The sequence below is a fragment of the Streptomyces chartreusis NRRL 3882 genome, assembly GCF_900236475.1.
In the GTDB taxonomy this organism is placed as follows: Bacteria; Actinomycetota; Actinomycetes; order Streptomycetales; family Streptomycetaceae; genus Streptomyces; species Streptomyces chartreusis_D.
This window is the reverse complement of the sequence record NZ_LT963352.1, coordinates 3,123,238-3,145,604: the sequence shown is the minus strand read 5'-3', so window position 1 is coordinate 3,145,604 and position 22,367 is coordinate 3,123,238. Positions and strand designations below refer to the sequence as shown.

The 22,367-nt window shown below is 71.4% G+C and carries 22 protein-coding genes; 9 read left to right on the top strand and 13 right to left on the bottom strand.

Features of this window, described 5'->3' with window-relative positions:
- Window positions 1–135 precede the first annotated feature (135 nt).
- Both SCNRRL3882_RS13885 and SCNRRL3882_RS13880 read left to right on the top strand, forming a co-directional pair.
- Window positions 136–576 carry a sec-independent translocase gene (locus SCNRRL3882_RS13885; protein ID WP_010047747.1) on the top strand — a complete coding sequence of 147 codons (441 nt, stop codon included), beginning with the start codon at window positions 136–138 and terminating at the stop codon, window positions 574–576.
- 236 nt (window positions 577–812) lie between these two features.
- On the top strand, window positions 813–1,484 hold the full coding sequence (locus SCNRRL3882_RS13880; protein ID WP_010047746.1) for a hypothetical protein: 672 nt from the start codon (window positions 813–815) through the stop codon (window positions 1,482–1,484).
- A 75-nt stretch (window positions 1,485–1,559) separates the two neighbouring features.
- Here the strand turns inward: SCNRRL3882_RS13880 and SCNRRL3882_RS13875 are convergent, their stop codons facing one another.
- Genes SCNRRL3882_RS13875 through SCNRRL3882_RS13865 form a run of 3 tightly spaced genes read right to left on the bottom strand, consistent with a single transcriptional unit; the run spans window position 1,560 to window position 4,612 of the window.
- Complete coding sequence (locus SCNRRL3882_RS13875) at window positions 1,560–2,693, bottom strand: Mrp/NBP35 family ATP-binding protein (RefSeq protein ID WP_010047745.1); 1,134 nt, start codon at window positions 2,691–2,693, stop codon at window positions 1,560–1,562.
- Window positions 2,694–2,736: 43 nt separating this feature from the next.
- Entirely contained in the window at window positions 2,737–3,336 is a 600-nt protein-coding gene (locus SCNRRL3882_RS13870; RefSeq protein ID WP_010047744.1) for a DUF1003 domain-containing protein, read from the bottom strand.
- Window positions 3,326–4,612, bottom strand: coding sequence for a magnesium transporter MgtE N-terminal domain-containing protein (locus tag SCNRRL3882_RS13865; protein ID WP_010047743.1), 1,287 nt, complete (start codon window positions 4,610–4,612; stop codon window positions 3,326–3,328). Before SCNRRL3882_RS13865 ends, SCNRRL3882_RS13870 begins: the two co-directional genes overlap by 11 nt.
- A gap of 225 nt (window positions 4,613–4,837) precedes the next feature.
- Here SCNRRL3882_RS13865 and SCNRRL3882_RS13860 point away from each other — a divergent pair, with 225 nt between their 5' ends.
- Window positions 4,838–5,593 (top strand): hypothetical protein, encoded by a 756-nt coding sequence (locus SCNRRL3882_RS13860; protein WP_010047741.1) that lies wholly within the window; start codon window positions 4,838–4,840, stop codon window positions 5,591–5,593.
- Window positions 5,594–5,597: 4 nt separating this feature from the next.
- Here the strand turns inward: SCNRRL3882_RS13860 and SCNRRL3882_RS13855 are convergent, their stop codons facing one another.
- Both SCNRRL3882_RS13855 and SCNRRL3882_RS13850 read right to left on the bottom strand, forming a co-directional pair.
- The gene (locus SCNRRL3882_RS13855) at window positions 5,598–6,110 is read right to left on the bottom strand and encodes a hypothetical protein (RefSeq protein ID WP_010047739.1); all 513 of its coding nucleotides are present in this window, start codon (window positions 6,108–6,110) and stop codon (window positions 5,598–5,600) included.
- Between the two features lie 23 nt (window positions 6,111–6,133).
- Entirely contained in the window at window positions 6,134–7,249 is a 1,116-nt protein-coding gene (locus tag SCNRRL3882_RS13850; protein ID WP_020270844.1) for a magnesium and cobalt transport protein CorA, read from the bottom strand.
- A gap of 459 nt (window positions 7,250–7,708) precedes the next feature.
- Here SCNRRL3882_RS13850 and SCNRRL3882_RS13845 point away from each other — a divergent pair, with 459 nt between their 5' ends.
- Window positions 7,709–8,293: a suppressor of fused domain protein gene (locus SCNRRL3882_RS13845; protein WP_010047736.1), complete on the top strand. Its 585-nt coding sequence runs from the start codon at window positions 7,709–7,711 to the stop codon at window positions 8,291–8,293.
- A gap of 30 nt (window positions 8,294–8,323) precedes the next feature.
- On the opposite strand, the gene SCNRRL3882_RS13840 is transcribed toward SCNRRL3882_RS13845, so the two are convergent.
- A complete protein-coding gene (locus SCNRRL3882_RS13840) occupies window positions 8,324–9,547 on the bottom strand; it encodes an MFS transporter (RefSeq protein WP_010047733.1) in 1,224 nt (407 codons plus the stop codon).
- 159 nt (window positions 9,548–9,706) lie between these two features.
- Here SCNRRL3882_RS13840 and SCNRRL3882_RS13835 point away from each other — a divergent pair, with 159 nt between their 5' ends.
- The 3 genes from SCNRRL3882_RS13835 (at window position 9,707) to SCNRRL3882_RS13825 (ending at window position 12,085) form a co-directional block, all read left to right on the top strand.
- Window positions 9,707–10,348, top strand: coding sequence for a DUF6758 family protein (locus SCNRRL3882_RS13835; protein WP_029181732.1), 642 nt, complete (start codon window positions 9,707–9,709; stop codon window positions 10,346–10,348).
- A 187-nt stretch (window positions 10,349–10,535) separates the two neighbouring features.
- Window positions 10,536–11,393: a PHP domain-containing protein gene (locus tag SCNRRL3882_RS13830; protein WP_010047722.1), complete on the top strand. Its 858-nt coding sequence runs from the start codon at window positions 10,536–10,538 to the stop codon at window positions 11,391–11,393.
- Window positions 11,394–11,479: 86 nt separating this feature from the next.
- Window positions 11,480–12,085 (top strand): MarC family protein, encoded by a 606-nt coding sequence (locus SCNRRL3882_RS13825; protein WP_010047720.1) that lies wholly within the window; start codon window positions 11,480–11,482, stop codon window positions 12,083–12,085.
- Window positions 12,086–12,099: 14 nt separating this feature from the next.
- Here SCNRRL3882_RS13825 and SCNRRL3882_RS13820 read toward each other — a convergent pair whose 3' ends face one another.
- Together SCNRRL3882_RS13820 and SCNRRL3882_RS41100 are read right to left on the bottom strand one after the other, a co-directional pair.
- Window positions 12,100–14,190, bottom strand: a complete 2,091-nt coding sequence (locus SCNRRL3882_RS13820) for a trypsin-like serine peptidase (RefSeq protein WP_010047719.1) — start codon at window positions 14,188–14,190, stop codon at window positions 12,100–12,102.
- A gap of 134 nt (window positions 14,191–14,324) precedes the next feature.
- Complete coding sequence (locus SCNRRL3882_RS41100; protein ID WP_010047718.1) at window positions 14,325–14,477, bottom strand: hypothetical protein; 153 nt, start codon at window positions 14,475–14,477, stop codon at window positions 14,325–14,327.
- 228 nt (window positions 14,478–14,705) lie between these two features.
- Here SCNRRL3882_RS41100 and SCNRRL3882_RS13810 point away from each other — a divergent pair, with 228 nt between their 5' ends.
- Entirely contained in the window at window positions 14,706–15,599 is an 894-nt protein-coding gene (locus tag SCNRRL3882_RS13810) for an NYN domain-containing protein (protein ID WP_010047717.1), read from the top strand.
- Here the strand turns inward: SCNRRL3882_RS13810 and SCNRRL3882_RS13805 are convergent.
- Together SCNRRL3882_RS13805 and SCNRRL3882_RS13800 are read right to left on the bottom strand one after the other, a co-directional pair.
- Window positions 15,596–16,510, bottom strand: coding sequence for an alpha/beta fold hydrolase (locus SCNRRL3882_RS13805; RefSeq protein ID WP_029181731.1), 915 nt, complete (start codon window positions 16,508–16,510; stop codon window positions 15,596–15,598). The genes SCNRRL3882_RS13810 and SCNRRL3882_RS13805 overlap by 4 nt on opposite strands.
- A gap of 149 nt (window positions 16,511–16,659) precedes the next feature.
- The gene (locus SCNRRL3882_RS13800) at window positions 16,660–19,368 is read right to left on the bottom strand and encodes a DEAD/DEAH box helicase (RefSeq protein WP_029181730.1); all 2,709 of its coding nucleotides are present in this window, start codon (window positions 19,366–19,368) and stop codon (window positions 16,660–16,662) included.
- Between the two features lie 476 nt (window positions 19,369–19,844).
- Here SCNRRL3882_RS13800 and SCNRRL3882_RS13790 point away from each other — a divergent pair, with 476 nt between their 5' ends.
- Entirely contained in the window at window positions 19,845–20,600 is a 756-nt protein-coding gene (locus SCNRRL3882_RS13790; protein WP_010047712.1) for a ferritin-like fold-containing protein, read from the top strand.
- A gap of 141 nt (window positions 20,601–20,741) precedes the next feature.
- Here the strand turns inward: SCNRRL3882_RS13790 and SCNRRL3882_RS13785 are convergent, their stop codons facing one another.
- From SCNRRL3882_RS13785 to SCNRRL3882_RS13775, 3 genes are all read right to left on the bottom strand, one after another.
- The gene (locus SCNRRL3882_RS13785; protein WP_010047711.1) at window positions 20,742–21,011 is read right to left on the bottom strand and encodes a hypothetical protein; all 270 of its coding nucleotides are present in this window, start codon (window positions 21,009–21,011) and stop codon (window positions 20,742–20,744) included.
- A gap of 217 nt (window positions 21,012–21,228) precedes the next feature.
- Window positions 21,229–21,456, bottom strand: coding sequence for a DUF3107 domain-containing protein (locus tag SCNRRL3882_RS13780; RefSeq protein WP_010047710.1), 228 nt, complete (start codon window positions 21,454–21,456; stop codon window positions 21,229–21,231).
- A gap of 135 nt (window positions 21,457–21,591) precedes the next feature.
- Window positions 21,592–22,239: a TetR/AcrR family transcriptional regulator gene (locus SCNRRL3882_RS13775; protein ID WP_010047709.1), complete on the bottom strand. Its 648-nt coding sequence runs from the start codon at window positions 22,237–22,239 to the stop codon at window positions 21,592–21,594.
- Window positions 22,240–22,367: the final 128 nt, after the last annotated feature.

Here is a 22,367-nt window from a genome sequence, read left to right as displayed (position 1 = left end):
ACTCCCCGCACTCGGAGGTCTCGGGACGGTACCGGTCGGACAGGATCGCCGGGTACCGTGGATCCGGCCCGGACCACGGCAAGACCCGCATGACCACCGAGGGCCGAGGACCGAGGACATCGCAAGGAGCTTCAGGTGTTCAATGACATAGGACCGCTCGAGCTGGTGACGCTCATCGTCCTCGCCGTGCTCGTCTTCGGTCCGGACAAGCTCCCGAAGGTCATCCAGGACGTGACGCGCACGATCCGGAAGATCCGTGAGTTCTCGGAGAGCGCCAAGAACGACATCCGGGAGGAACTGGGCCCGGAGTTCAAGGACTTCGAGTTCGAGGACCTCAACCCCAAGACGTTCATCCGCAAGCAGCTGGACAACGAGGACCTGGGGCTCAAGGAGATCCGCAACGGCTTCGACCTGAAGAAGGAGATGGCCGAGGTCACCGACGCCGTCCACGGCCGTGACTCCGACACGTCCTCCTCGTCGTCCGCAGGCTCCTCCGGCGGCCGTATCGACATGACGAAGAAGCCCGAGATCCCTGACCGGGACGACCGGCCGCCCTTCGACGCGGACGCCACCTGAGGCGACACACCGGGGCGCACGCTCCCCGGCGCGCGTGACGCGTTTCATACTCCGGTCGGGCTGCGTACGGCCTGAACCAGGCGCCCGTGCGGCCCACGCGCCGGGCGGTTTCCCTGCTGCTCGCGGCGGTGTGGCTATGCTGCCGAGTTGATGGGCGGGCCGTACTGGACCAGCAACGCCGCCCGAAGGGGGGCGGGCCGTTCCGGCCCGACGAGAGCGAGGAGGCGTCCGGGCATATGGAGACGACGAGTCGGGCAGTCGCACAGGCGCCGGCCGCGGAGGGCGGACAACAGGCCCCCTCCGCTTGGCGCACGGTCGACGGCTACCTGCGCGCGCCCTTCCCGTGGTACGGCCTCGACGAGGCGTTCACGGGGCCGCGCTGGCTGATGCAGGTCGGTACGACGGCCGACGGAGCCGTGGAACACGGGTCGATCGGCCACGGCGACGAGCCCACGGTGCGCAACGAGCATGCCGCCGGGGGCGATCAGGAAGCCAAGGAGAAGTTCGCGGTCGTGGTGACCGTGGCGGCGAGTCCCTCACGGCGCAGTGCGGACGGCACGGGGCTGCTGGAGGCGACGTCGGTGTCCTCGGCGGCGTGGCTCGCGGGTGTGGGGCTGCTGTCCTTCACCTGGCCCGGGCAGATGGACCACTCCCTGCGGGACGACTGGCTGGAGCAGCAGACGGAGACGGCGTGGGTGCTGGCGGACGACCTGGACGGTGCCGACTGGTCGACGTTGTCGCTTCCGGTGGACGGGGTGCCGACGGCGTTCCACTACCGGGAGTCCGAGTTCGGGTGGGTGCTCGCCGGTTCCACCGCGGCCGGGGTTCACGTCGGGGCGTACGGCAGGGGCATGAGTGCGTACGGGCTCGGCTTCGCCGCGGTCAAGGACATCGCCGCCTACGCGTGAGTTGTGGGGCGCCGGGTTCGGTTCGGCGCCCCTTCGCCGTAGGGGTACAGCTTGAGGGCGGGTGCGGGTGCGGGTCTAGAACTTGTTCCGCGGAGTGATCCCCAGGGACAGGCCCGACAGGCCCCGCTGGCGTCCTCCCAGCTTTCCGGCGATCGCCCGCAGGGCCGAGCCCGCAGGGGAGTCCGGGTCCGTCAGGACCACCGGCTTGCCCTCGTCGCCGCCCTCGCGGAGGCGGACGTCGATGGGGATGTTGCCGAGGACCGGGACGTTCGTGCCGGTCGTGCGGGTCAGGCCGTCGGCGACGACCTGGCCGCCGCCCGTGCCGAAGACGTCGACCATCTCGCCGCAGTGCGGGCAGGGCAGGCCGGACATGTTCTCGACCACGCCGACGATCTTCTGGTGGGTCTGGACCGCGATGGAGCCGGCGCGCTCGGCGACCTCGGCGGCGGCCTGCTGCGGGGTCGTGACGACCAGGATCTCGGCGTTCGGGACGAGCTGGGCGACGGAGATCGCGATGTCGCCGGTGCCCGGCGGCAGGTCCAGCAGGAGGACGTCCAGGTCGCCCCAGTACACGTCCGCCAGGAACTGCTGGAGGGCGCGGTGGAGCATCGGGCCGCGCCAGACGACCGGGGCGTTGCCCGGGGTGAACATGCCGATGGAGATGACCTTCACGCCGTTCGCCGACGGCGGCATGATCATGTTCTCGACCTGGGTCGGACGGCCGTCGGCGCCCAGCATGCGCGGCACGCTGTGACCGTAGATGTCGGCGTCGACGACACCGACCTTGAGGCCGTCGGCCGCCATCGCCGCCGCCAGGTTCACCGTCACCGAGGACTTGCCCACGCCGCCCTTGCCGGAGGCGACCGCGTAGACGCGGGTCAGGCTGCCCGGCTTGGCGAAGGGCACCTCGCGCTCGGCCTGGCCGCCGCGCAGGGCGGACGCCAGCTCGCGGCGCTGTTCGTCGCTCATCACGTCGAGCGTGACGTCGACGCGGGTGACGCCCTCGACCCGGGACACCGCCTCGGTCACGCGCTGCGTGATCGTGTCCCGCATCGGGCAGCCCGAGACCGTCAGGTACACCGTGACCGCGACCGCCCCGTCCGCGCCGATCTCCACGGATTTGACCATCCCGAGTTCGGTGATGGGCTTGTGGATCTCGGGGTCGTTCACCGTCGCCAGTGCCTCGCGCACCGCGTCTTCCGTAGCCATAAGGACGATGGTACGGCGACGTACCGGGGCGTAGGAAAGCGTCTCAGCGGTCGTCTGCGTCACGTCCCCGTGACCGTTCCGCCGGGAATACGACGGGGTCGTGACGGTGGCCGTCGTGCCGCTCCTCCAGTTCCTTGACCACGTCCTGGAGTTCCGAGCGGATCCAGTCGCGGGTGGCGACCTCGCCGAGGCCGATGCGCAGGGCGGCGACCTCGCGGGTCAGGTACTCGGTGTCCGCGATCGACCGCTCGTTCTGCTTGCGGTCCTGCTCCAGGTTGACCCGGTCGCGGTCGTCCTGCCGGTTCTGCGCGAGCAGGATCAGCGGCGCGGCGTAGGAGGCCTGGAGCGACAGCATCAGGGTCAGGAAGATGAACGGGTACTCGTCGAAGCGCAGGTCGCGCGGGGCGAGGCTGTTCCAGGCCACCCACAGGATGATGACGGCCGTCATCCAGACCAGGAACCGTCCGGTGCCGAGGAAGCGCGCGATGCGTTCCGACAACCGCCCGAAGGCCTCCGGGTCGTACTCGGGCAGGATCCGGCGCTTGGGCACGCCCGGCTGGTCGAGGCGGGCGGTGCGCGGCCGGCCCGCGGCCGTGGAACCGGACGGAGTGCGCTCGCGCAGGGTCTCGCGCTCAGGAACCATCGGTCGCCACCTCCTCCTCGGCCAGGTGGAACTCCGTCTCCCGCCAGTCCTCCGGGAGCATGTGGTCGAGTACGTCGTCCACGGTCACCGCGCCCAGCAGCGAGCCGGCCTCGTCCACCACGGGCGCCGCGACCATGTCGTACGTGGCGAAGAACCCGGCGATGGCGGGCAGGTCCGCGTCGGGGTCGAGCGGTTGCAGGTCGCTGTCCACGATCGAGCTGACCAGGGAGGGCGGTGGCTCGCGCAGCAGCCGCTGGAAGTGGACCGTGCCGAGGTACTTGCCGGTCGGTGTCTCGTCCGGTGGCCGGCAGACGTAGACCTGGGCGGCCAGGGCGGGGGAGAGGTCGGGGTTGCGGACGCGGGCGAGGGCGTCGGCGACGGTGGCGTCCGGTCGCAGCACGATCGGCTCGGTGGTCATCAGACCGCCCGCCGTGCGGTCCTCGTACGACATCAGGCGCCGCATGTCGGCCGCGTCGCCGGGCTGCATCAGGCTCAGCAGCCGCTCCTGCTCGTCCGTCGGCAGCTCGCCCAGCAGGTCCGCCGCGTCGTCGGGGTCCATGGCCTCCAGGACGTCGGCGGCGCGCTCCTCCTTCAGCTTGCCGAGGATCTCGATCTGGTCGTCCTCCGGGAGCTCCTCCAGCACGTCGGCCAGCCGGTCGTCGTCGAGGGCGGCGGCGACCTCGGCCCGGCGCTTGGGGGAGAGGTGGTGCAGGACGTTGGCCAGGTCGGCGGGGCGCAGCTGCTCGAACGTGGCGAGCAGGTTCTCGGCGCCCTGCCCCTGCTCCTCCAGGGAGAAGCCGGAGACGGCGGTCCACTCGACGGTCAGCGCCTCGCCCTTGGCGCGCCGGAAGGCACTGCCCTTCCTGCCCTTGCGGACGAAGACCCGGTCGATCTCCCACTCCCGGCGGGCCGGCAGCTGATGCACCGACAGATCGAGGACGGTGACCTCCTCGCCGGTCTCGGTGAGGACGACGCGCCGGTCCAGCAGTTCCCCGAAGACCAGCCGCTCGGTGGGCCGCTGCTCGAAGCGCCGGACGTTGAGCACGCCGGTGGTGATGACCTGTCCGGACTGGATGGCGGTGACCCGGGTCATCGGCAGGAAGATGCGGCGGCGGGTGGCGAGTTCGACGACGAGGCCGAGCAGCCTCGGCGGTCGCTGTGCCACCCGCAGCATGACGACCAGATCGCGGACACGCCCCACCTGGTCGCCGGCGGGGTCGAAGACGGCGACACCGGAGAGGTGCGATACGAAGATCCGGGGGGCGCCCGCTGCCATGGCCGCGGCTCCTTTTCGTGCGGGGTGTTCCGTGGTGTCTGACTGTGTGCCGGTCTGTGTGCCTGTCTTTTCCGAATTGCCCGCTCGGGTGGGCTTCAGGCTAGCCCGTCCTGATCGGGGGCGCGTCGGCGGGCCGTCCGGACGGACTGGCTCCGACCTGCCCGCACGTCCCCGGTACCCTGCGGTACGCCGTTCAGGTCTCCCGTCAGAGAGGCAGCCCCACCTGTGACTCCGATTCGCCAGGGCCGCAAGCACAGTGCCGCACTCGCGAGCGCGATGTGCGTACTGGCCGTGACCGGAACGGTGCTCACGGGCTGCGCGGAGGACCCGAACGAGGGCACCAACGGGGTCGGCAGACTGCCCGCCGAGAAGATCCAGGCCAAGACCCGTGCGGCGGCCGAGTCCGCCGGGGCGGTCCGGGTGCACGGCAGCGTCGTCAGCGGCGGGCGCACGTACGCGCTCGACATGCGACTGAAGGACGACGGCGGCGAAGGGTCGGTCACCACCAAGGGGACGACCTTCCGGCTGCTGCGCGTCGGCGAGCAGCTCTTCGTCAAGGCCGACGCGGAGTTCTGGAGTCATGGCGCGGGCCAGGGCGAGGGCGGCAAGGCGGACGCCGCCGCGGCGTCCAAGCTCGGCGGCAAGTTCGTGAAGGTGCCCCAGGGCGACCCTTCGTACCAGAAGTTCAGCGGTTTCACGGACAAGGGTGTCCTCCTCGACGGTCTGCTGACCCTGCACGGCAAGCTCGCGACGGACGGCCACGACGAGCAGGCGGGCATCCGCACCATCCGCATCTCGGGCGGCAAGGGCTCCGGCGGCACCCTGGAGGTGTCCCTGGAGGGCAAGCCGTATCCGCTACGCCTGGAGCGGGCCGGTGGGGCGGGTACCCTCACGTTCTCCGCCTGGGGGCAGGACTTCTCCCTGAGGGAGCCGGAGAAGAACGAGACGGTGGACTACGGCAGGCAGCTGCCGACGTCGTAGCCGGTCAGCTGCGTTTGCGCTTCCTCAGCAGCAGGCGGGGCAGGCCCGCCGGAATCGGCCGGCGGGTGATCGCCGGAGTCGGCAGCGGCGGCTCGGACAGGGAGTCGTCGGGCAGCGGCGACGTCGCCCCGGTCGGCTCCAGGCGCAGCACCCGGCACTCGCGGGCCCAGCGGTCCGTCATGGCCTCGCCGTCGGGCGCGTTCAGCCGCTTGCCCTTGAGCTCGGCGACGGCCGCGTCCCACGCCTCGGAGCCCGGGGCGAGCTGGGTGACCCGGGCCGTCCAGGAGACCAGCCGGCCCCCCTTGTCCTTGCTGCGGACCGTCACCCGGGCCTCGGCCCCGTCGGCCAGGCCCGGCAGCGGCTGCTCGCCGGGACCGTCGCCGACCAGGCACGCGGCACCCTCGTGCCACACGTGCCACAGCGCACGCGCCGGGCCGTCGGGGCCCTGGACCCAGACGAGGCCGGACTTCTTCGTGGCCTCCTCGACGAGGGCCTGGCCGAGCAGCTCGCTTGTCATGCCCCCCAGCCTATCCACGCCGTTCACAGCCACCCGTTCCGCTTCAATGTGCGGTGGATGCCCAGGCAGATGACCACGGTGATGCCCATGATCACCGGGTAGCCGTAGCGCCAGTGCAGCTCCGGCATGTGGTCGAAGTTCATGCCGTACACCCCGCACACCATCGTCGGCACGGCGATGATCGCGGCCCATGAGGTGATCTTCCGCATGTCCTCGTTCTGCGCCACGGACGCCTGCGCGAGGTTGGCCTGGAGGATGGAGTTGAGCAGCTCGTCGAAGCCGAGGACCTGCTCCTGGACCCGGGCCAGGTGGTCGGCGACGTCCCGGAAGTACTTCTGGATGTCCGGGTCGATGAGCCGCATCGGCCGCTCGCTCAGCAGCTGCATGGGCCGCAGCAGCGGCGACACGGCCCGCTTGAACTCCAGCACCTCGCGCTTGAGTTGGTAGATCCGGCCGGCGTCCGAGCCGCGCGGGGATCCCTTGCGCCCCGGTGAGAACACCTCGGTCTCGACCTCGTCGATGTCGTCCTGCACGGCGTCGGCGACCGCGATGTAGCCGTCGACGACGTGGTCGGCGATGGCGTGCAGCACGGCCGAGGGGCCCTTGGCCAGCAGCTCGGGGTCGTCCTGGAGGCGGTGCCTGAGGGCCCGCAGGGATCCCTGCCCGCCGTGCCGGACGGTGATGAAGAAGTCCCGCCCGGTGAAGCACATGACCTCACCGGACTCGACGACCTCGCTGTTGGCGTCGAGCTGGTCGTGCTCGACGTAGTGGATGGTCTTGAAGACCGTGAAGAGGGAGTCGTCGTAGCGCTCCAGCTTGGGCCGCTGGTGGGCCTGGACGGCGTCCTCCACGGCCAGCGGGTGCAGCCCGAACTCACTGGCGATGCCGGAGAATTCGGCTTCGGTCGGCTCGTGCAGGCCGATCCACACGAAGCCGCCGTCGCGGCGCACCAGGCGCACCGCCTCGTGCGGCGTGAGCGGGTTCTCGGTCTGGATGCGGCGGCCGTCCCGGTAGATGGCGCAGTCGACGACGGCGGAGGCCGTCGCGGGGCTACGGGTGGCGTCGTACGTCCCGCCCTCCTTGCGCAGCGACACGCGGGACGGACGGACGACGGCGCGCAGGTCGCGGATCATCGACATGGCGGGCTCCTTCGCGACAGGCAACGAAAGGCGCCGGACCCGACAGGTGGAACTACCCGGAATGAGGACGTTGGGACTGATGATGTTTGGCACGTCCACAAAGCGGGGAGCACCGCACCGTCGCGGTGGCGAGTCTCGTTACTGATTCAGCTACTGAGGCAGATCAGGCAAAGCGAAACGAAGCGCTCTTCCGCGTGGAGCGAGTGCGAGAGGTGGCGACCAGCCAGAGCCAGAACAGCTACGTCAGCGGCGGGAAGAGCGTGGTGCTACTGCACGGTCGACTTCGGTCCATTGCAGTCCCACCTCCTCCGGCCGGTCCCTCGTAAGGGAGTTCCTTCGGCGTCGGGGCTTGATCGCGACGCTTCTGCGTGCTGCCCCGAACCACCGGGCAAGAGTATCAGCCGCCCGACGTGTCAAGGCCCTTGTTTGCCCGCTACTGACGAGTTCTATGCTCGCCGCATGGCAAATGTTCTTCCTCTGGTCGAGGCCCGGTTGCGTACCGCGCTGGGCGAACCGGACGGGCGCGCGGCGGTCACCTTCCTGGGCACGGACCGCATCGAGGTGCTCCGCTTCCAGGAGGGGGAGATCGTCCGCTACGCCACGCTCGGCATGTCCGCGCACCCCATGACGGACCCCACGACGGTGGTCGCCGACCCGGTCAAGGGTCCGCGCGCCGAGCTGGTCCTCTCCGTGCGTGCCGGGCTGGCCGACACCGACAAGGCGCTCCGCCCGCTCGCCGTGCTCGCCGCGTCACCGCAGGTGGAGGGCCTGGTCGTGGCTCCTGGGGCGTCGCTCGACGTCGGCGAACCGCTGTGGCCCGGCGCCCCCTTCACCTCGGTCCTGGTCGCCGAGCCGGGCGGTCTGGTCGAGGACCTGGAGCTCGACGAGCCCCTCGACCCGGTGCGGTTCCTGCCGCTGCTGCCGATGACCCCCAACGAGGCCGCCTGGAAGCGCGTGCACGGCGCCCAGGCGCTCCAGGAGAGGTGGCTGAACCAGGGGACGGACCTCCGGGATCCGTCCCGGAAGTCCGTCCCGCTGGAGTGAGGAAGCTCACCAACCTGTGGCCATGAAAGCTCAGTTGGCGAAGACGGTGACCCCGTCCTCGGTCGCGTGCTTCGTCTCCGGCTCCTCCGCTTCGTGGGTGAGCGCCTTGCGCCGTACGACGACCACGAGCGCGCCCACGACGGCGGTGGCCGCCGCCACCACGAACGGGATGTGGAGGTCGGTCCACTCCTCGATCTTCGGCGCGAAGTACGGGGCGGCCGCCGCCGCGAACCAGCGCACGAAGTTGTAGCCCGCGCTCGCCACCGGCCGGGGCGCGTCCGAGACGCCGAGGGCCAGCTCGGTGTAGACGGTGTTGTTCACACCGATGAAGGCGCCGGAGAGGATCGTGCAGACCACGGCCGTCGTGTGGTCGCCGTAGCCGAGCACGAGCACGTCGGCCGCGAGCAGCACCAGCGAACCGCCGAGCACCTTCAGCGAGCCGAACCGCTTCTGGAGCCGCGGCGCCACGATCACCGAGAAGACGGCGAGCAGCACGCCCCAGGCGAAGAACACCGCCCCCGACCGGTACGGGCTCATGTTCAGCACGAACGGGGTGAAGGCCAGCACGGTGAAGAACGTGTAGTTGTAGAAGAACGCCGAGGCCGCCGCCGAGGCGAGGCCGCCGTGGCCCAGCGCCTTGACCGGGTCCAGGAGCGAGGTCCTGCGGGCCGGCTTCGGCTGCTCCTTCAGGAACACGGCGATGCACAGGAAGCCGACCGCCATCAGGAACGCCGTGCCGAAGAACGGGTAGCGCCAGCTGGCGTCGCCGAGCAGGGCGCCCAGCAGCGGACCGCACGCCATGCCGAGGCCGAGGGCCGACTCGTACAGCAGGATCGCCGCCGCGCTTCCACCGGCCGCCGCGCCGACGATGACCGCGAGGGCCGTCGAGACGAACAGCGCGTTGCCGAGGCCCCAGCCGGCCCGGAAGCCGACCAGTTCGCCGACGGATCCGGAGGTGCCCGCGAGCCCGGCGAACACGACGACGAACGCGAGGCCGAGCAGCAGTGTCCTGCGGCCGCCGATCCGGCTGGAGACGAAGCCCGTCACCAGCATCGCGACGGCGGTGATCAGGAAGTACGAGGTGAAGAGCAGGGAGACCTGGCTGGCCGTGGCGTGCAGACCCTGGGCGATGGACGGCAGGATCGGGTCGACGAGTCCGATGCCCATGAAGGCGACGACCGACGCCCCGGCGGTCGCCCACACGGACTTGGGCTGCTTCAGGAGGCCGCCCGCTCCGGCGTCGAAGGGGTCCATTGCTTGCTCCCTTTCCCGAACGAAAGTAGTTGGTATATACACACACTAAGTTAGATAGGCTAATTAATGCAAGCTACACCTGGTGTGGGGGTGAAGGGTTCCGTCCGGTTGGGTGATCGTCCTTGACGCGACGGGGCGGGGGTAGGACCGTGGGGCCCTATGAGGGGCGAACCCAGTTGCCCGAAGTGCGGTGGCCGGGTCAGGGCTCCCGGCCTCTTCTCCGACTCGTGGCAGTGTGATGTGCACGGCACCGTCCACCCGGTGCAGCCCGTGATACCGCCCAGCGTCGACGCCCTCAACGTCGTGGTGCACCGCACCCGGGTGCCGGTGTGGATGCCCTGGCCGCTGCCCGTCGGCTGGCTGTTCACGGGCGTGGCCTGCGCGGGGGACGACCGCACGGGTGGCCGCGCCACGGCCGTGGCCTGCACGGGACCCGGGCCGCTCGGCGGGATGGGTGAGCTGATCCTGGTGGCGGAGGAGCTCGGCGTCGGACTCGGCGCGCGGTACGCGGGCATGGACGGTCCGGATCCGGGGCCGTACATGGACGTCGGGAAGCCGGCTCAGGCGAAGGTTCTCGCCGCCGGGCGTCCGACGCCGCTGTGGCATGTGTCCGGTGCGCCGGAGGATCGTGCGGTGTTCGCCGGTGAGGCGCTCGGGATGTGGCTGTGGGCGGTCGTGTGGCCGGAGCAGTCGGGGTTGTTGATGTACGACGAGCTGGTGCTGGCGGATCTGCGGGAAGCGGGCGCCGAGGTGGAGCTGGTGCCGTGTGGGGCTCTGTCGCCGCGATTGCTTCAGCCGTAGCGCCCAGGGAGCGGGGCTTCGGGTGTGCGGGCGGCTGCGGGGGTCGGTGGCTCGTCGCGCAGTTCCCCGCGCCCCTTCAGCGTTGACTGTAGGGGGCGCTTCCTGGGTTCGGGTGTGACAGGGGTGTCGAAAATCCGGTTATCCTTGAGCAGCCCTGCTCGTCCCGTCAGTGTCTGGAGTCCGCGTCGTGCGCATCGATCTGCACACCCACTCCACCGCTTCCGACGGTACGGACGCTCCGGCGGAGTTGGTGCGGAAGGCCGCCGCGACCGGGCTGGACGTCGTCGCGCTGACCGATCACGACACCACCCGCGGGCACGCCGAGGCGATCGCCGCGTTGCCCGAGGGGCTCACGCTGGTCACCGGAGCGGAGCTCTCCTGCCGGCTCGACGGCATCAGCATGCACATGCTGGCGTATCTCTTCGACGCCGAGGAACCGGGGTTGCTCGCCGAGCGCGAGCTGGTCCGGGACGACCGGGTGCCCCGGGCGCGGGGCATGATCGCCAAGCTTCAGGAGCTGGGCGTGCCCGTGACCTGGGAGCAGGTGGCGCGGATCGCCGGTGACGGCTCCGTCGGGCGTCCGCACGTGGCGACCGCACTCGTCGAGCTGGGCGTCGTGCCGACCGTCGGCGACGCGTTCACCCAGGACTGGCTGGCCGACGGCGGCCGGGCCTTCGTGGAGAAGCACGAGACCGACCCCTTCGAGGCGATCCGGCTGATCAAGGGCGCGGGCGGGGTCGCGGTGTTCGCGCACCCCGGGGCGAGCAAGCGGGGGCGCACGGTGCCGGAGGCCGCGATCGCCGAGATGGCCGCGGCCGGGCTGGACGGCATCGAGGTCGACCACATGGACCACGACACGGACACGCGTGCGCGGCTGCGGGGGCTGGCGAAGGAGCTGGGGCTCCTGGTGACCGGGTCCAGCGACTATCACGGCAGCCGGAAGACCTGTGTGCTCGGGGAGTACACGACGGATCCCGAGGTGTACGGGGAGATCACGCGGCGGGCCTTCGGGGCGTTTCCCGTGCCGGGAGCCGGCGGGGTCTGAGGTCTCTGTCCCGTAGGTCCGTTTGAAGGCACCCGGCGTTGCCGGCTGTGCCCACCCTCCCGTACTCCCGCAAGGCCATCACGCTCATGTTCGACCTCGCCGTTTTCGGCTCCCTGTTCCTGACCCTCTTCGTCATCATGGATCCCCCCGGGATCACCCCGATCTTCCTCGCGCTCACCGCCGGACGGCCCGGCAAGGTGCAGAAGCGGATGGCCTTCCAGGCCGTCTGTGTCGCCGGTGGTGTGATCACCGTGTTCGGGTTGCTCGGGCATCAGATCCTGAACTACCTGCACGTGTCCGTGCCCGCGCTGATGATCGCGGGTGGGCTGCTGCTCCTGCTGATCGCGCTCGATCTGCTGACCGGCAAGACGGACGAGCCGAAGCAGACCAAGGACGTCAACGTCGCTCTCGTGCCGCTGGGCATGCCGCTGCTGGCGGGGCCGGGGGCGATCGTGTCGGTCATCCTCGCCGTGCAGAAGGCCCACAGTGTCGCCACGCAGGTCTCCGTGTGGACGGCGATCCTCGCCATCCACGTCGTGCTGTGGCTGGTGATGCGCTACTCGCTGGTGATCATCCGGATCATCAAGGACGGCGGTGTCGTCCTGGTGACGCGGCTCGCGGGCATGATGCTGTCCGCGATCGCCGTGCAGCAGATCATCAACGGGGTCACGCAGGTGGTCCAGGGCAGCTGAGGCGCGCCGCCGCGTCAGAAGGGGCGGGTCAGTACGGTGCCGATCTCCTTGGCCGGTCCCGTGTGGGCGAGGTACTCCTCGATCTTGTGCGCACGGTCCCGGCCGTTCTGGACGGCCAGCTGCGTGAGCTTGCCCCACCGCTCGTCCGCCAGGGGACAGCCGACGGCCACCGCGTCGGTGGGGCACCAGACGTTGACCCAGTCGCGCACCTTGGGCGGCCGGTGCGGGCCCCGGGCGAGGAGCCGCTCGTTGACGCCGTCCAGCCCGAGCGGGCTGCCCGCGGTGACCAGCAGCACGGGGTCGAGGCCCTGCGGCAGCCGGGTCAGCAGGTCCATGCCGACGACCGTGCCCAGGCTGTGCGTGACCAGCACCAGTTCGCCGGTGGCGGGCATCGTCTCCAGGACGCTGTCCAGCACGGCCTGCCGTACGGCACTGTCGCCCAGGTACAGGTCGACGTCCCGCAGGAACGTGGCGATGGTCCACTCGTCCAGGTCGGACCGGGCGGCGAGCCAGCTCAGCGGCCGGTGCAGTGCGCCGACCAGCCCCGCCCCGAAGCCCTCGGTGGCCGCCGGGCCGTTCTGGGGCATGCCGGCCCGGGCGGCAGCCTCGTAGAGCAGTTGCTCGTAGGAGCCGGTGGGTGATTCGGCGGCGAAGACCTCGGCGGCAGCGGCGGCGCTCACCTCGTCGAGTCCGACGGCCTGCGCCGTGCTCTCCCGCCCGGCCACGAGGTCGGCCAGTCTCGTGCCGTAGAACGGGAACCACACGTCCTCCGGGTCGACCGTGGGCAGTGCCGCGAGCGTGAGGCCGTGGTTCAGGCCGGACGTCCACTGCCGACGGAGGTCGTCGGGCTTTTTGCCCTGCTGGTCCCTGCCGTGCAGGAAGACCAGGTGCCGACGGCCACCGAAGGCGGTGCTGCGGGCCGGGCGTCCCTTCTCGGGGGTCCGCGTCCGGGTCTCGCTCGCGGTCATGGCCACGGTCACAGGGGTGCCCGGGACCGACGGGGTCGTGATGCCGGGTACGGCCGGCGTGGCTCCCTCCGGCTGGGGTACGGGGGCGGCCGTGCTCTGGTCCAGGCCGGAGTCCGGGCCCATCTCGGCCAGCAGCGCGCGGCGCCCGGCGTCGAGGTCCAGCCGGGCCAGATGCTTGAGGATCGAGCTGATGCGGACGCCCTCGTTGGCGACCCAGTCGATCGCGTCGTCGCCGTCGCCCTGACTCCAGGGCCGGCCGTCCTTCCGCAGGACGCGGCCCTGGTCGTCCTTCTTCGGGACGCCGCTGTGGTGCAGGGCCACGACCTCCCACTGGTCGTTGAAGACGGGGGAGCCCGAGTTGCCGGGGCGGGTGTCGGTCCGGTACTGGACGAAGTCGTCGAGCCGTACCAGCACCGCGTTGTCGCGCAGGACGATCTCCTTGAGGCGCCCGTCCGGGTGACCGATGATGTTCACCTTCTCGCCGAGCACCAGCTTGCCGAGCTGCACGCTGAGCCGGTTCCAGCCGAAGACCTCACCCGGCTTGCGACCGTCCTGGGTGGGCACGACCGCCACGAGGGCGAAGTCCAGCCGCTGGTCCGCGGTGAAGAACGTCCCCGGGTCGAGCTCCATGCGGACGGCGGTGTCGGGCACGTTGTCGACCGTGACCTGGGCGTTGAACTCCGCGAAGCACTGGCGGGCGAAGGCCTCGTCGGGCAGCACGTGGTGGTTGGTCATCAGCAGCCGCGGCGAGACCAGGAAGCCGGTGCCGTGCGGAAGCTCGCGGCCGTCACGGCGCAGGGTGATCCGGGCGACCGTGGCTCCGGCCCTGACCCCGCGCGGCAGGAAGCTCCAGGCCTGGAGTTCGTTGGACAGGTCGATGATGCGTTCGTTGGCCTGGGGCAGGTCCATGGCCTCCCCACGGATGTCCGCCACCACGGCCGAGGGCGACAGGCCGCCCCGGTCGAGGATCCGGTCGGCGCGCACGGCGAGGGCGTCCGGGTTGTCGGGGAACCGCACACCGGCCGCCATCCGGCCCTCGACCCGCTCGCGCTCCGCGGCGGAGTCCTCGTACCGCTGCGCGGCCTCGGCCGCCGCCCGCTCGTGCAGTTCCTCGTTCGACCGGCCCGTCACGGACATGTGTCCACCGTCCCGTTCTCGCTCTGACCGTCCCCCTCAGCCAGTACGCCCCCCACCGCGGAGGCCCGCAACAGCGGAGCCCCCGCACGGCCGATGCCGTGCGGGGGCTGCGAAGTGTGGGAGAGCGGCGCGCGTTACGAGGCCGTGGTCCCGGCCGGGCGGATCCAGAGGCGCTGCCCTGTGGCGGCGGCCTGCTGAACGATGCGGTTGACGGAGGCGGCGTCCACGACGGTCGTGTCCACGGGCGTGCCGTCGACGTCGTCGAGGTGCATGATTTCGAAGCGCAAGGGCTTCTCCCTTCGTCTGGTCATCCTCCTGAGGAGAACTACTTGGTGGTCGGCCCACGAGGCAGCGGTGCCCGGTGTTCCGTATGAGTCAACGGCACGGTGCGGTTGAAACATTCCCTACGCTAAGGAAATTTTTCGAACGGCTAATTACTGAGTCGTAAGACTGTCGTTACGGGACCGACCGGGACCGGTTGTGTTCGCAGCGTGACCGCCGGGACAATGGAGGCGATGAACGACGACCTCGCGGCCCTGAGCGCCCGCATCGACCGCACCAACGAGCTGCTCCAGCGCATGCTCGCCGAGGTGGCGAAGACACCCTCGACCCATGCGATCTTCGTCGATGCCGGGTACCTGTACGCGGCCGCGGGACGGCTCGTCGCCGGCACGGAGGACCGCCGGGCCTTCGACCTCGACGCCGAGGGACTGATCGACGCGCTCATCGACAAGGCCCGCACGATCTTCGCGGACAGCCGGCTGCTGCGCGTCTACTGGTACGACGGCGCCCGCCGCCGCATCCACACGGCGGAGCAGCAGAGCATCGCGGAACTGCCGGACGTCAAGGTGCGGCTGGGCAACCTGAACTCCAACAACCAGCAGAAGGGCGTCGACTCACTCATCCGCACCGACCTGGAGTCCCTCGCCCGGCACCGCGCCATCAGCGACGCGGCCCTGCTCGGCGGCGACGAGGACCTGGTGTCGGCCGTGGAGGCGGCCCAGGGGTACGGCGCCCGCGTCCACCTCTGGGGCATCGAGGCGCCGGAGGGCCGCAACCAGGCGGAGCCCCTGCTGTGGGAGGTCGACAGCCAGCGCACCTTCGACCTCGACTTCTTCAAGCCCTACGTCTCCCGCCGCGCCGCCCCCGCCTACGAGGCGACCGCCGGCCGGCCCACGCGTGAGGACGTGCGGTTCGTGGGCGCGCAGATCGCGGCGAAGTGGCTGGCGGCCCGCGGCCGGGACACGCTGGTCGAGCTGCTGCCCGGCCACCCCTACCTGCCCGGCTCGGTGGACCAGGACCTGCTCGTGGAGGCGGAGGGCCTGTTGCAGTACTCGCTGCGCGGCCAGGCGGACCTGCGGCGCGTACTGCGGGACGGCTTCTGGGAGCACCTCCAGACGCAGTATTAGGCCGTGTGGGTGTCGCCGCCGATGCTGTCCCAGAAGTCGGCGAGGGCGTGCGCGGTAGGCAGGGGCTGGTCGGCGCCCGGGGAGTGCTCGGCTCCCGCGATGACCGTGCGGTGCGCGTTCAGCCGTACGGCCATGTCGTCGAGGACGGCCACCGGCCAGGTGTCGTCGTGCGCGCCCGACAGGACGTGGAACGGCAGTGGCACGGCGGCGAGTTCGTCGACACGGTCCGGCTCGGTGCACAACTGGCGGCCGGTCGCGTGAAGTTGGGCGGGGCTGTTGCCCAGCCAGCGGCGGCGCAGCTGCTCAGCGTCGCCGAGGCCGCGAGCGGGCCCGCCCACCTCCTCCGGCGGTCCCATGGCCTGGATGGCCTCCCACACCTCCTCCATCGACAGCACGGCGAGCGCGTCCCGCAGCAGCTTCACACGCTGCTGCTGGGAGAGGGAGATCTCCGCCGGGCCGGACGAGACCAGGGTGAGGGAGAGGAAGGTGGAGTGGTCGAGCAGCACGGCCGCCCGCGCGATCTGCCCGCCGAGCGAGTGCCCCACGAGGTGCACGGGCCCGCCGAGCGCCTCGGCCTGCGCGAGCACGTCCCGGGCCAGTTCCCGCTGGGCATAGGCGGACTCGTCGTCCACCGGGCCGGCCGACTCGTGCTGCCCCCGTCCGTCCACGGCGACGACCCGGTACCCGCGCTCCGCGAGTGGCTCGTGGAGCAGCCTGAAGTCCTCCTTGCTGCCGGTGAACCCGGGCAGCATCAGGGCGACTCCCTTGACCCCCGACGCCGTCCCCGATTCCGGCCCCGGCCCCGACTCCGGCTTCGGTGACGAGTCGACGACGGCGAACTCGCCGCGGGTGGTGCGCAGGGGGTATGCGCGGGCGCCCGGGGGTGGGGTGAAGGTGGCTTGCCTGGTCACGGGGTGAGGGTAGCGGGTGGGAGTGGGGCGGCGGGCCGGCGATGGGTGCGCCGGTGGGTGGCGGACGGCGCAGGCGCGGTGGGGGCCCTGCTCGGGGAACGCCGATGGCCCGGCCCCACACGCGGTGGGGCCGGGCCATCGAGGGAGTGTCAGCCCTCCGTGGGCTCCGCGGCGGCCGTGGCCTTGCGGGTGCGGCGGGCCTTCGGCTTCGCCTCGATCGCGTCGTCCGCGACCTCGGCGGAGGCCGTGGCGGCCGCTGCCGACTTCCGCGTGCGACGCGGCTTGGCGGCCTCCGGGTCCTGCCCGGCCTGTGCCGGGATGTCGGCGGGCTCGGTGACCTTGCGGGTGCGGCGGCGCGGCTTGGCCTCCGCGCCTTCGGCCGTGTCGGCGGCGGCCTCGGCCGCTGCGGTGGTCTTCCGCGTGCGGCGGGGCTTGGCCTCGGCGGTCTCGGCATCCGCGGCCGCGGCGGCCGTCTTCCGCGTACGACGCGGCTTCGCCTCGGTCGCCTCGGCCGTGTCGACGCTCGCCTCGGCCTTGGCCGTCGCCTTGCGCGTACGCCGCGGCCTGGCCTCGGCGGCCTCCGGCTCCTGAGCCGTCTGGGCCGGGATCCCGGCGGCGGCGGACTCGGCGGTGCCGGCGGCCTTGCGGGTGCGGCGGCGCGGCTTGGCTTCCGTGCCTTCGGCGGTGTCGGCGGCGGTTTCGGCTGCTGCGGTGGTCTTCCGCGTGCGGCGGGGCTTGGGCTCGGTGGCCGGTGCCTCGCCGGTGGCGTCCTCGGTCGCTGCCGTGGCCTTGCGTGTACGCCTGGGCTTGGCTTGGGCGGTCTCGGCCGTGTCGACGGCGTCCTCCGCCGCGGCTGCGGCCTTGCGGGTGCGGCGCGGCTTGGTCTCCGTGCCTTCGGCGGTGTCGGCGGCGGTTTCGGCTGCTGCGGTGGTCTTCCGCGTGCGGCGGGGCTTGGGCATGGTGGCCGGTGCCTCGCCGGTGGCGTCCTCGGTCGCTGCCGTGGCCTTGCGTGTACGCCTGGGCTTGGCTTGGGCGGTCTCGGCCGTGTCGACGGCGTCCTCCGCCGCGGCTGCGGCCTCGGACTTGGCAGCCGTCTTGCGGGTGCGCCGCGGCTTCGTCTCCGTAGGCTCCGGTGCGGACTCGGTGGTCCCCTCGGCCGTGTCGACCGCCTGCTCGGCCGCAGGCGCCTCGGGCTGTTCGGTCACCGGTGCGGCATCCGCGTCCGACTCCGCCGGGGTCTTGGCAGCAGCCGACGGCGTCACCGCGGACTCCACCGCAGGCGTCTCCGACCTGCGCGTACGGCGCCGGCGCGGCTTCGCCGCCGCCGTGCTCGTGCCCTCGGCCGTCGCCACGGCGTTCTCCGCCGGTGCGGACGCGGCGGACTCGGCCGCCGTGACCGGCGCCGGCTCGGCGGCCTGGGTGCCGCCGCGGGTGCGGCGACGGCGACGCGGGGTGCGAGGAGCCGTGACGGCCTCCGCCTCGGCGGAAGCGCCCGGGGCAGTGGTGTCCCGAGCGGCGGTGCCGGTGGACTCCGGCGTCCCGTCCAGCGGCGTCCCGCCGCGCGTACGGCGGCGGCGTCGCGGCGTACGGGCCGAACGCTCGCGTTCTGCCGACGGGGACTCGTCCCGGCCGCCGCGGCCGCGGCCCCCGCGCGGCCCCCGGCCGCCGGTCTCGCCCAGATCCTCCAGCTCCTCCGCGTCCAGCCCGGCGCGCTTGCGCTCCGAGCGCGGGAGGACGCCCTTCGTGCCCTCGGGGATGCCGAGGTCGGCGAAGAGGTGCGGGGAAGTGGAGTACGTCTCCGGCGGGTCGCTGAAGCCCAGGTCCAGCGCCTTGTTGATCAGCTGCCAGCGCGGGATGTCGTCCCAGTCGACGAGCGTGATCGCCGTACCCTTCGCACCCGCGCGGCCCGTACGGCCGATGCGGTGCAGGTACGTCTTCTCCTCTTCCGGCGACTGGTAGTTGATGACGTGGGTCACGCCCTCGACGTCGATGCCGCGCGCGGCGACGTCGGTGCAGACGAGCACGTCCACCTTGCCGTTGCGGAAGGCACGCAGGGCCTGCTCGCGGGCGCCCTGGCCCAGGTCGCCGTGGACCGCGCCGGAGGCGAAGCCGCGCTGCTTGAGCTGGTCGGCGAGGTCGGCCGCGGTGCGCTTGGTGCGGCAGAAGACCATGGCCAGCCCGCGGCCCTCGGCCTGAAGGATGCGCGCCACCATCTCGGGCTTGTCCATGTTGTGCGCGCGGTAGACGAACTGCTTGGTGTTCGCGACCGTCGCGCCCTCGTCGTCCGGCGCGGTGGCGCGGATGTGCGTGGGCTGCGACATGTAGCGGCGGGCCAGTCCGATGACAGCGCCCGGCATGGTCGCCGAGAACAGCATCGTCTGGCGGCGGACCGGCAGCATGTTGATGATCTTCTCGACGTCGGGCAGGAAGCCCAGGTCGAGCATCTCGTCGGCCTCGTCGAGGACCAGGCACCTGACGTGCTTCAGGTTCAGCTTCTTCTGCCCGGCGAGGTCGAGCAGCCGGCCCGGGGTGCCGACGACCACGTCGACGCCCTTCTTCAGGGCATCGACCTGGGGCTCGTAGGCCCGGCCGCCGTAGATCGCGAGGACGCGCACGTTGCGCACCTTGCCCGCGGTCAGCAGGTCGTTGGTGACCTGAGTGCACAGCTCGCGCGTGGGGACGACGACGAGCGCCTGCGGGGCGTCGGTGAGGTCCTCGGGCTTGGCGCGTCCGGCCTCGACGTCGGCGGGGACGGTGACGCGCTCGAGGAGCGGGAGGCCGAAGCCCAGCGTCTTGCCGGTGCCGGTCTTGGCCTGGCCGATGACGTCCGAGCCCGAAAGGGCCACGGGGAGCGTCATCTCCTGGATGGGGAAGGGGGTGATGATGCCGACGGCCTCCAGGGCCTCGGCGGTCTCGGGAAGGATCCCGAGCTCTCGGAACGTCGTAGTCAGGGTGCTGCCTCTTCTGTGTGGGCGGCGCGAGGCGAGCGCGGGGGTCTTGTCGGACCGTGCCGGGGACGTCGGCTGCCTACGGGCGGGCCGTAGAGCACGGGACCGCGCCGACGCTCTAGCGCTCATGCCGCTGAGGGTGTCCCTCCGGCATCCGTACGCACTGTGCCGTATGGACGGGAGGTCTGTCGGGTCGGAGCCGATCGGGCCACCGACCGGGCATCCTCATACGTGCGGCCTGTCGAGGTACGTCGACGTACCAGCAGGCGCATTACCACCATACCCCGGAATCCCGCACACGCGATGGCCGATTCGGTCACGTAGTCGTCGTCACACTGATTGACCAGGGCCTTACGCCTCCCGGCGGGCGGGCTATTGTGCGCTTCATGACGAGCTCTGACAAGCCTGAGAACGCCTCGGACACCACCGCCACCCCGGCCGAACCGACCGGAGTCGCTGCCCGGGACTGGGCGACGGCCTCCGCCGACCCGCAGTACCGCGCCGCGGTCGTGGACCTGCTCGGAGCGCTCGCGTACGGCGAGCTGGCGGCGTTCGAGCGGCTCGCGGAGGACGCCAAGCTGGCGCCCACGCTGGAGGACAAGGCGGAGCTGGCGAAGATGGCGTCGGCCGAGTTCCACCACTTCGAGAGGCTGCGCGACCGGCTCGCCGAGATCGGGGAGGAGCCGACGCGGGCGATGGAGCCGTTCGTCGCGGCCTACGACGGGTTCCACAAGCAGACGGCCCCCTCGGACTGGCTGGAGGGCCTCGTCAAGGCCTACGTCGGCGACTCCATCGCCAGCGACTTCTACCGGGAGGTCGCGGCCCGGCTGGACTCCGACTCCCGCAGTCTGGTGCTGGCCGTTCTCGACGACACCGGGCACGGTGGCTTCGCCGTGGAGAAGGTGCGTGCCGCGATCGACGCGGACCCGCGGGTGGGCGGGCGGCTCGCGCTGTGGGCGCGGCGGCTGATGGGCGAGGCCCTGTCGCAGTCCCAGCGGGTGGTCGCCGACCGGGACGCGCTGTCGACCATGCTGGTGGGCGGGGTCGCGGACGGCTTCGACCTCGCCGAGGTCGGCAAGATGTTCTCCCGGATCACCGAGGCGCACACCAAGCGGATGGCTGCGCTGGGCTTGGCCGCGTAACGCTCCCCTCGTCCGCCGCGTGGCGCTCCGCGCCGGGGTGGTTCCCCTCGCGTGACGTTCCGCGCGGTGGCTCCCGCTGGGGCGCGGCTGCGGGTCGGTGCCGACCGGGCGCGCGGGTCCCCGCGCGCCTGACGGCTCCGGCTACGCCGTCGCTGATCGTCGGCGCAGACGGCCCGCGGGGCGCAGCAGCAGCGACAGCGAGGCCACCGAGACGATCACCGCGCCGAGCAGCACCACCAGCAGGTGGCCGGCTTCCAGCGCGCTGTGCATGACGAAGGCCCCGCAGAGGGCGCCCGCGACGCCGGTCGACAGGACCAGGGGGCGGGCCGGGAGCCGGTGCGCCAGGCGATGCGTGGCCGCCCAGGACAGAGCCAGGCCGAGAATCGCGGAACTCAGCGCTTCCAGGAGCATGTCGGGGTCCCTCCCACATGGCCGGCTGCCCACATCGGTCGTAGCCCGTCTTACCCCTGACCTGCGGAATCCAACCCACTTGTGTGGGTGAACCGTGCTCTGTCCGTGGAGGAACCCGTGTGCCGCACGGGGTGCCCCAGAGGTTCATGGACGGGAGCAGGCAACGCGAACGGGGCGGGTCGGCCGACAGCCGCCCCGCCCCGTTCCACGCATGCGCCTACAGAGCGCCGAAGCCCACCTTGCGCGGGGCCGGCTCGCCGATCTCGATGTACGCGAGACGGTCGGCCGGGACCAGGACCTTGCGGCCGTGCTCGTCCACGAGGGTCAGCAGCGGCGACTTCCCGGCCAGCGCCTCGGACACCGCCCGCTCGACCTCCTCGGCACTCTGACCGCTCTCCAGAACGATCTCGCGGGGCGCGTGCTGCACGCCGATCTTGACCTCCACGGCTATGTCCCTCCGACGGTCAGTGATGTGCGCGACCTTCCGCGCCGTACGCAGCACACATTAGCCCGGTGAGGGGACCGGCATGCTCCGCCCGAGAACGCCACGAGCGAACAGCGGGCGGGAACAAAGCGGCCCTCAGTGGTGCTGCTGGTCGGTTCCGTGCAGCGGGAAGCCCGCGATGCCGCGCCACGCCAGCGAGGCGAGCAGCTGTACGGCCTGGTCGCGTGGCACGGTGCGGTCGCTGTGCAGCCAGGACCGGGCCACCACCTGGGCGAGGCCGCCCAGGCCCGAGGCGAGCAGCATCGACTCCGCCCGCGACAGGCCCGTGTCCTCGGCGATGACGTCGCAGATCGCCTCCGCGCACTCGTTGGTCACCTTGTCGACGCGCTCGCGCACGGCCGGCTCGTTCGTCAGGTCCGACTCGAAGACCAGGCGGAAGGCGCCGCCGTCGTCCTCGACGTACGCGAAGTAGGCGTCCATCGTCGCGCGGACGCGCTGCTTGTTGTCGGTCGTCGACGCCAGCGCGTTCCGCACGGCCTGGATGAGCGACTCGCAGTGCTGGTCCAGCAGCGCGAGATACAGGTCGAGCTTGCCCGGGAAGTGCTGGTAGAGCACCGGCTTGCTGACGCCGGCCCGCTCGGCGATGTCGTCCATCGCGGCCGCGTGGTAGCCCTGGGCCACGAAGACCTCCTGGGCGGCGCCCAGGAGCTGGTTGCGTCGGGCACGGCGTGGCAGGCGTGTGCCCCGCGGGCGAACCGCCTCTGTCTGCTCGATGGCTGTCACGCCGCCTCCCATAGTCGTCCACGTGCGGATCTGGCCGCGTCGCCATCGTACTTTTCGGTAACCGTGGTGTGCGCGGTGAGAGCGCAGAATTTCACGGACCGGACGGTTACGAAAGCGGTTGAGAAGGT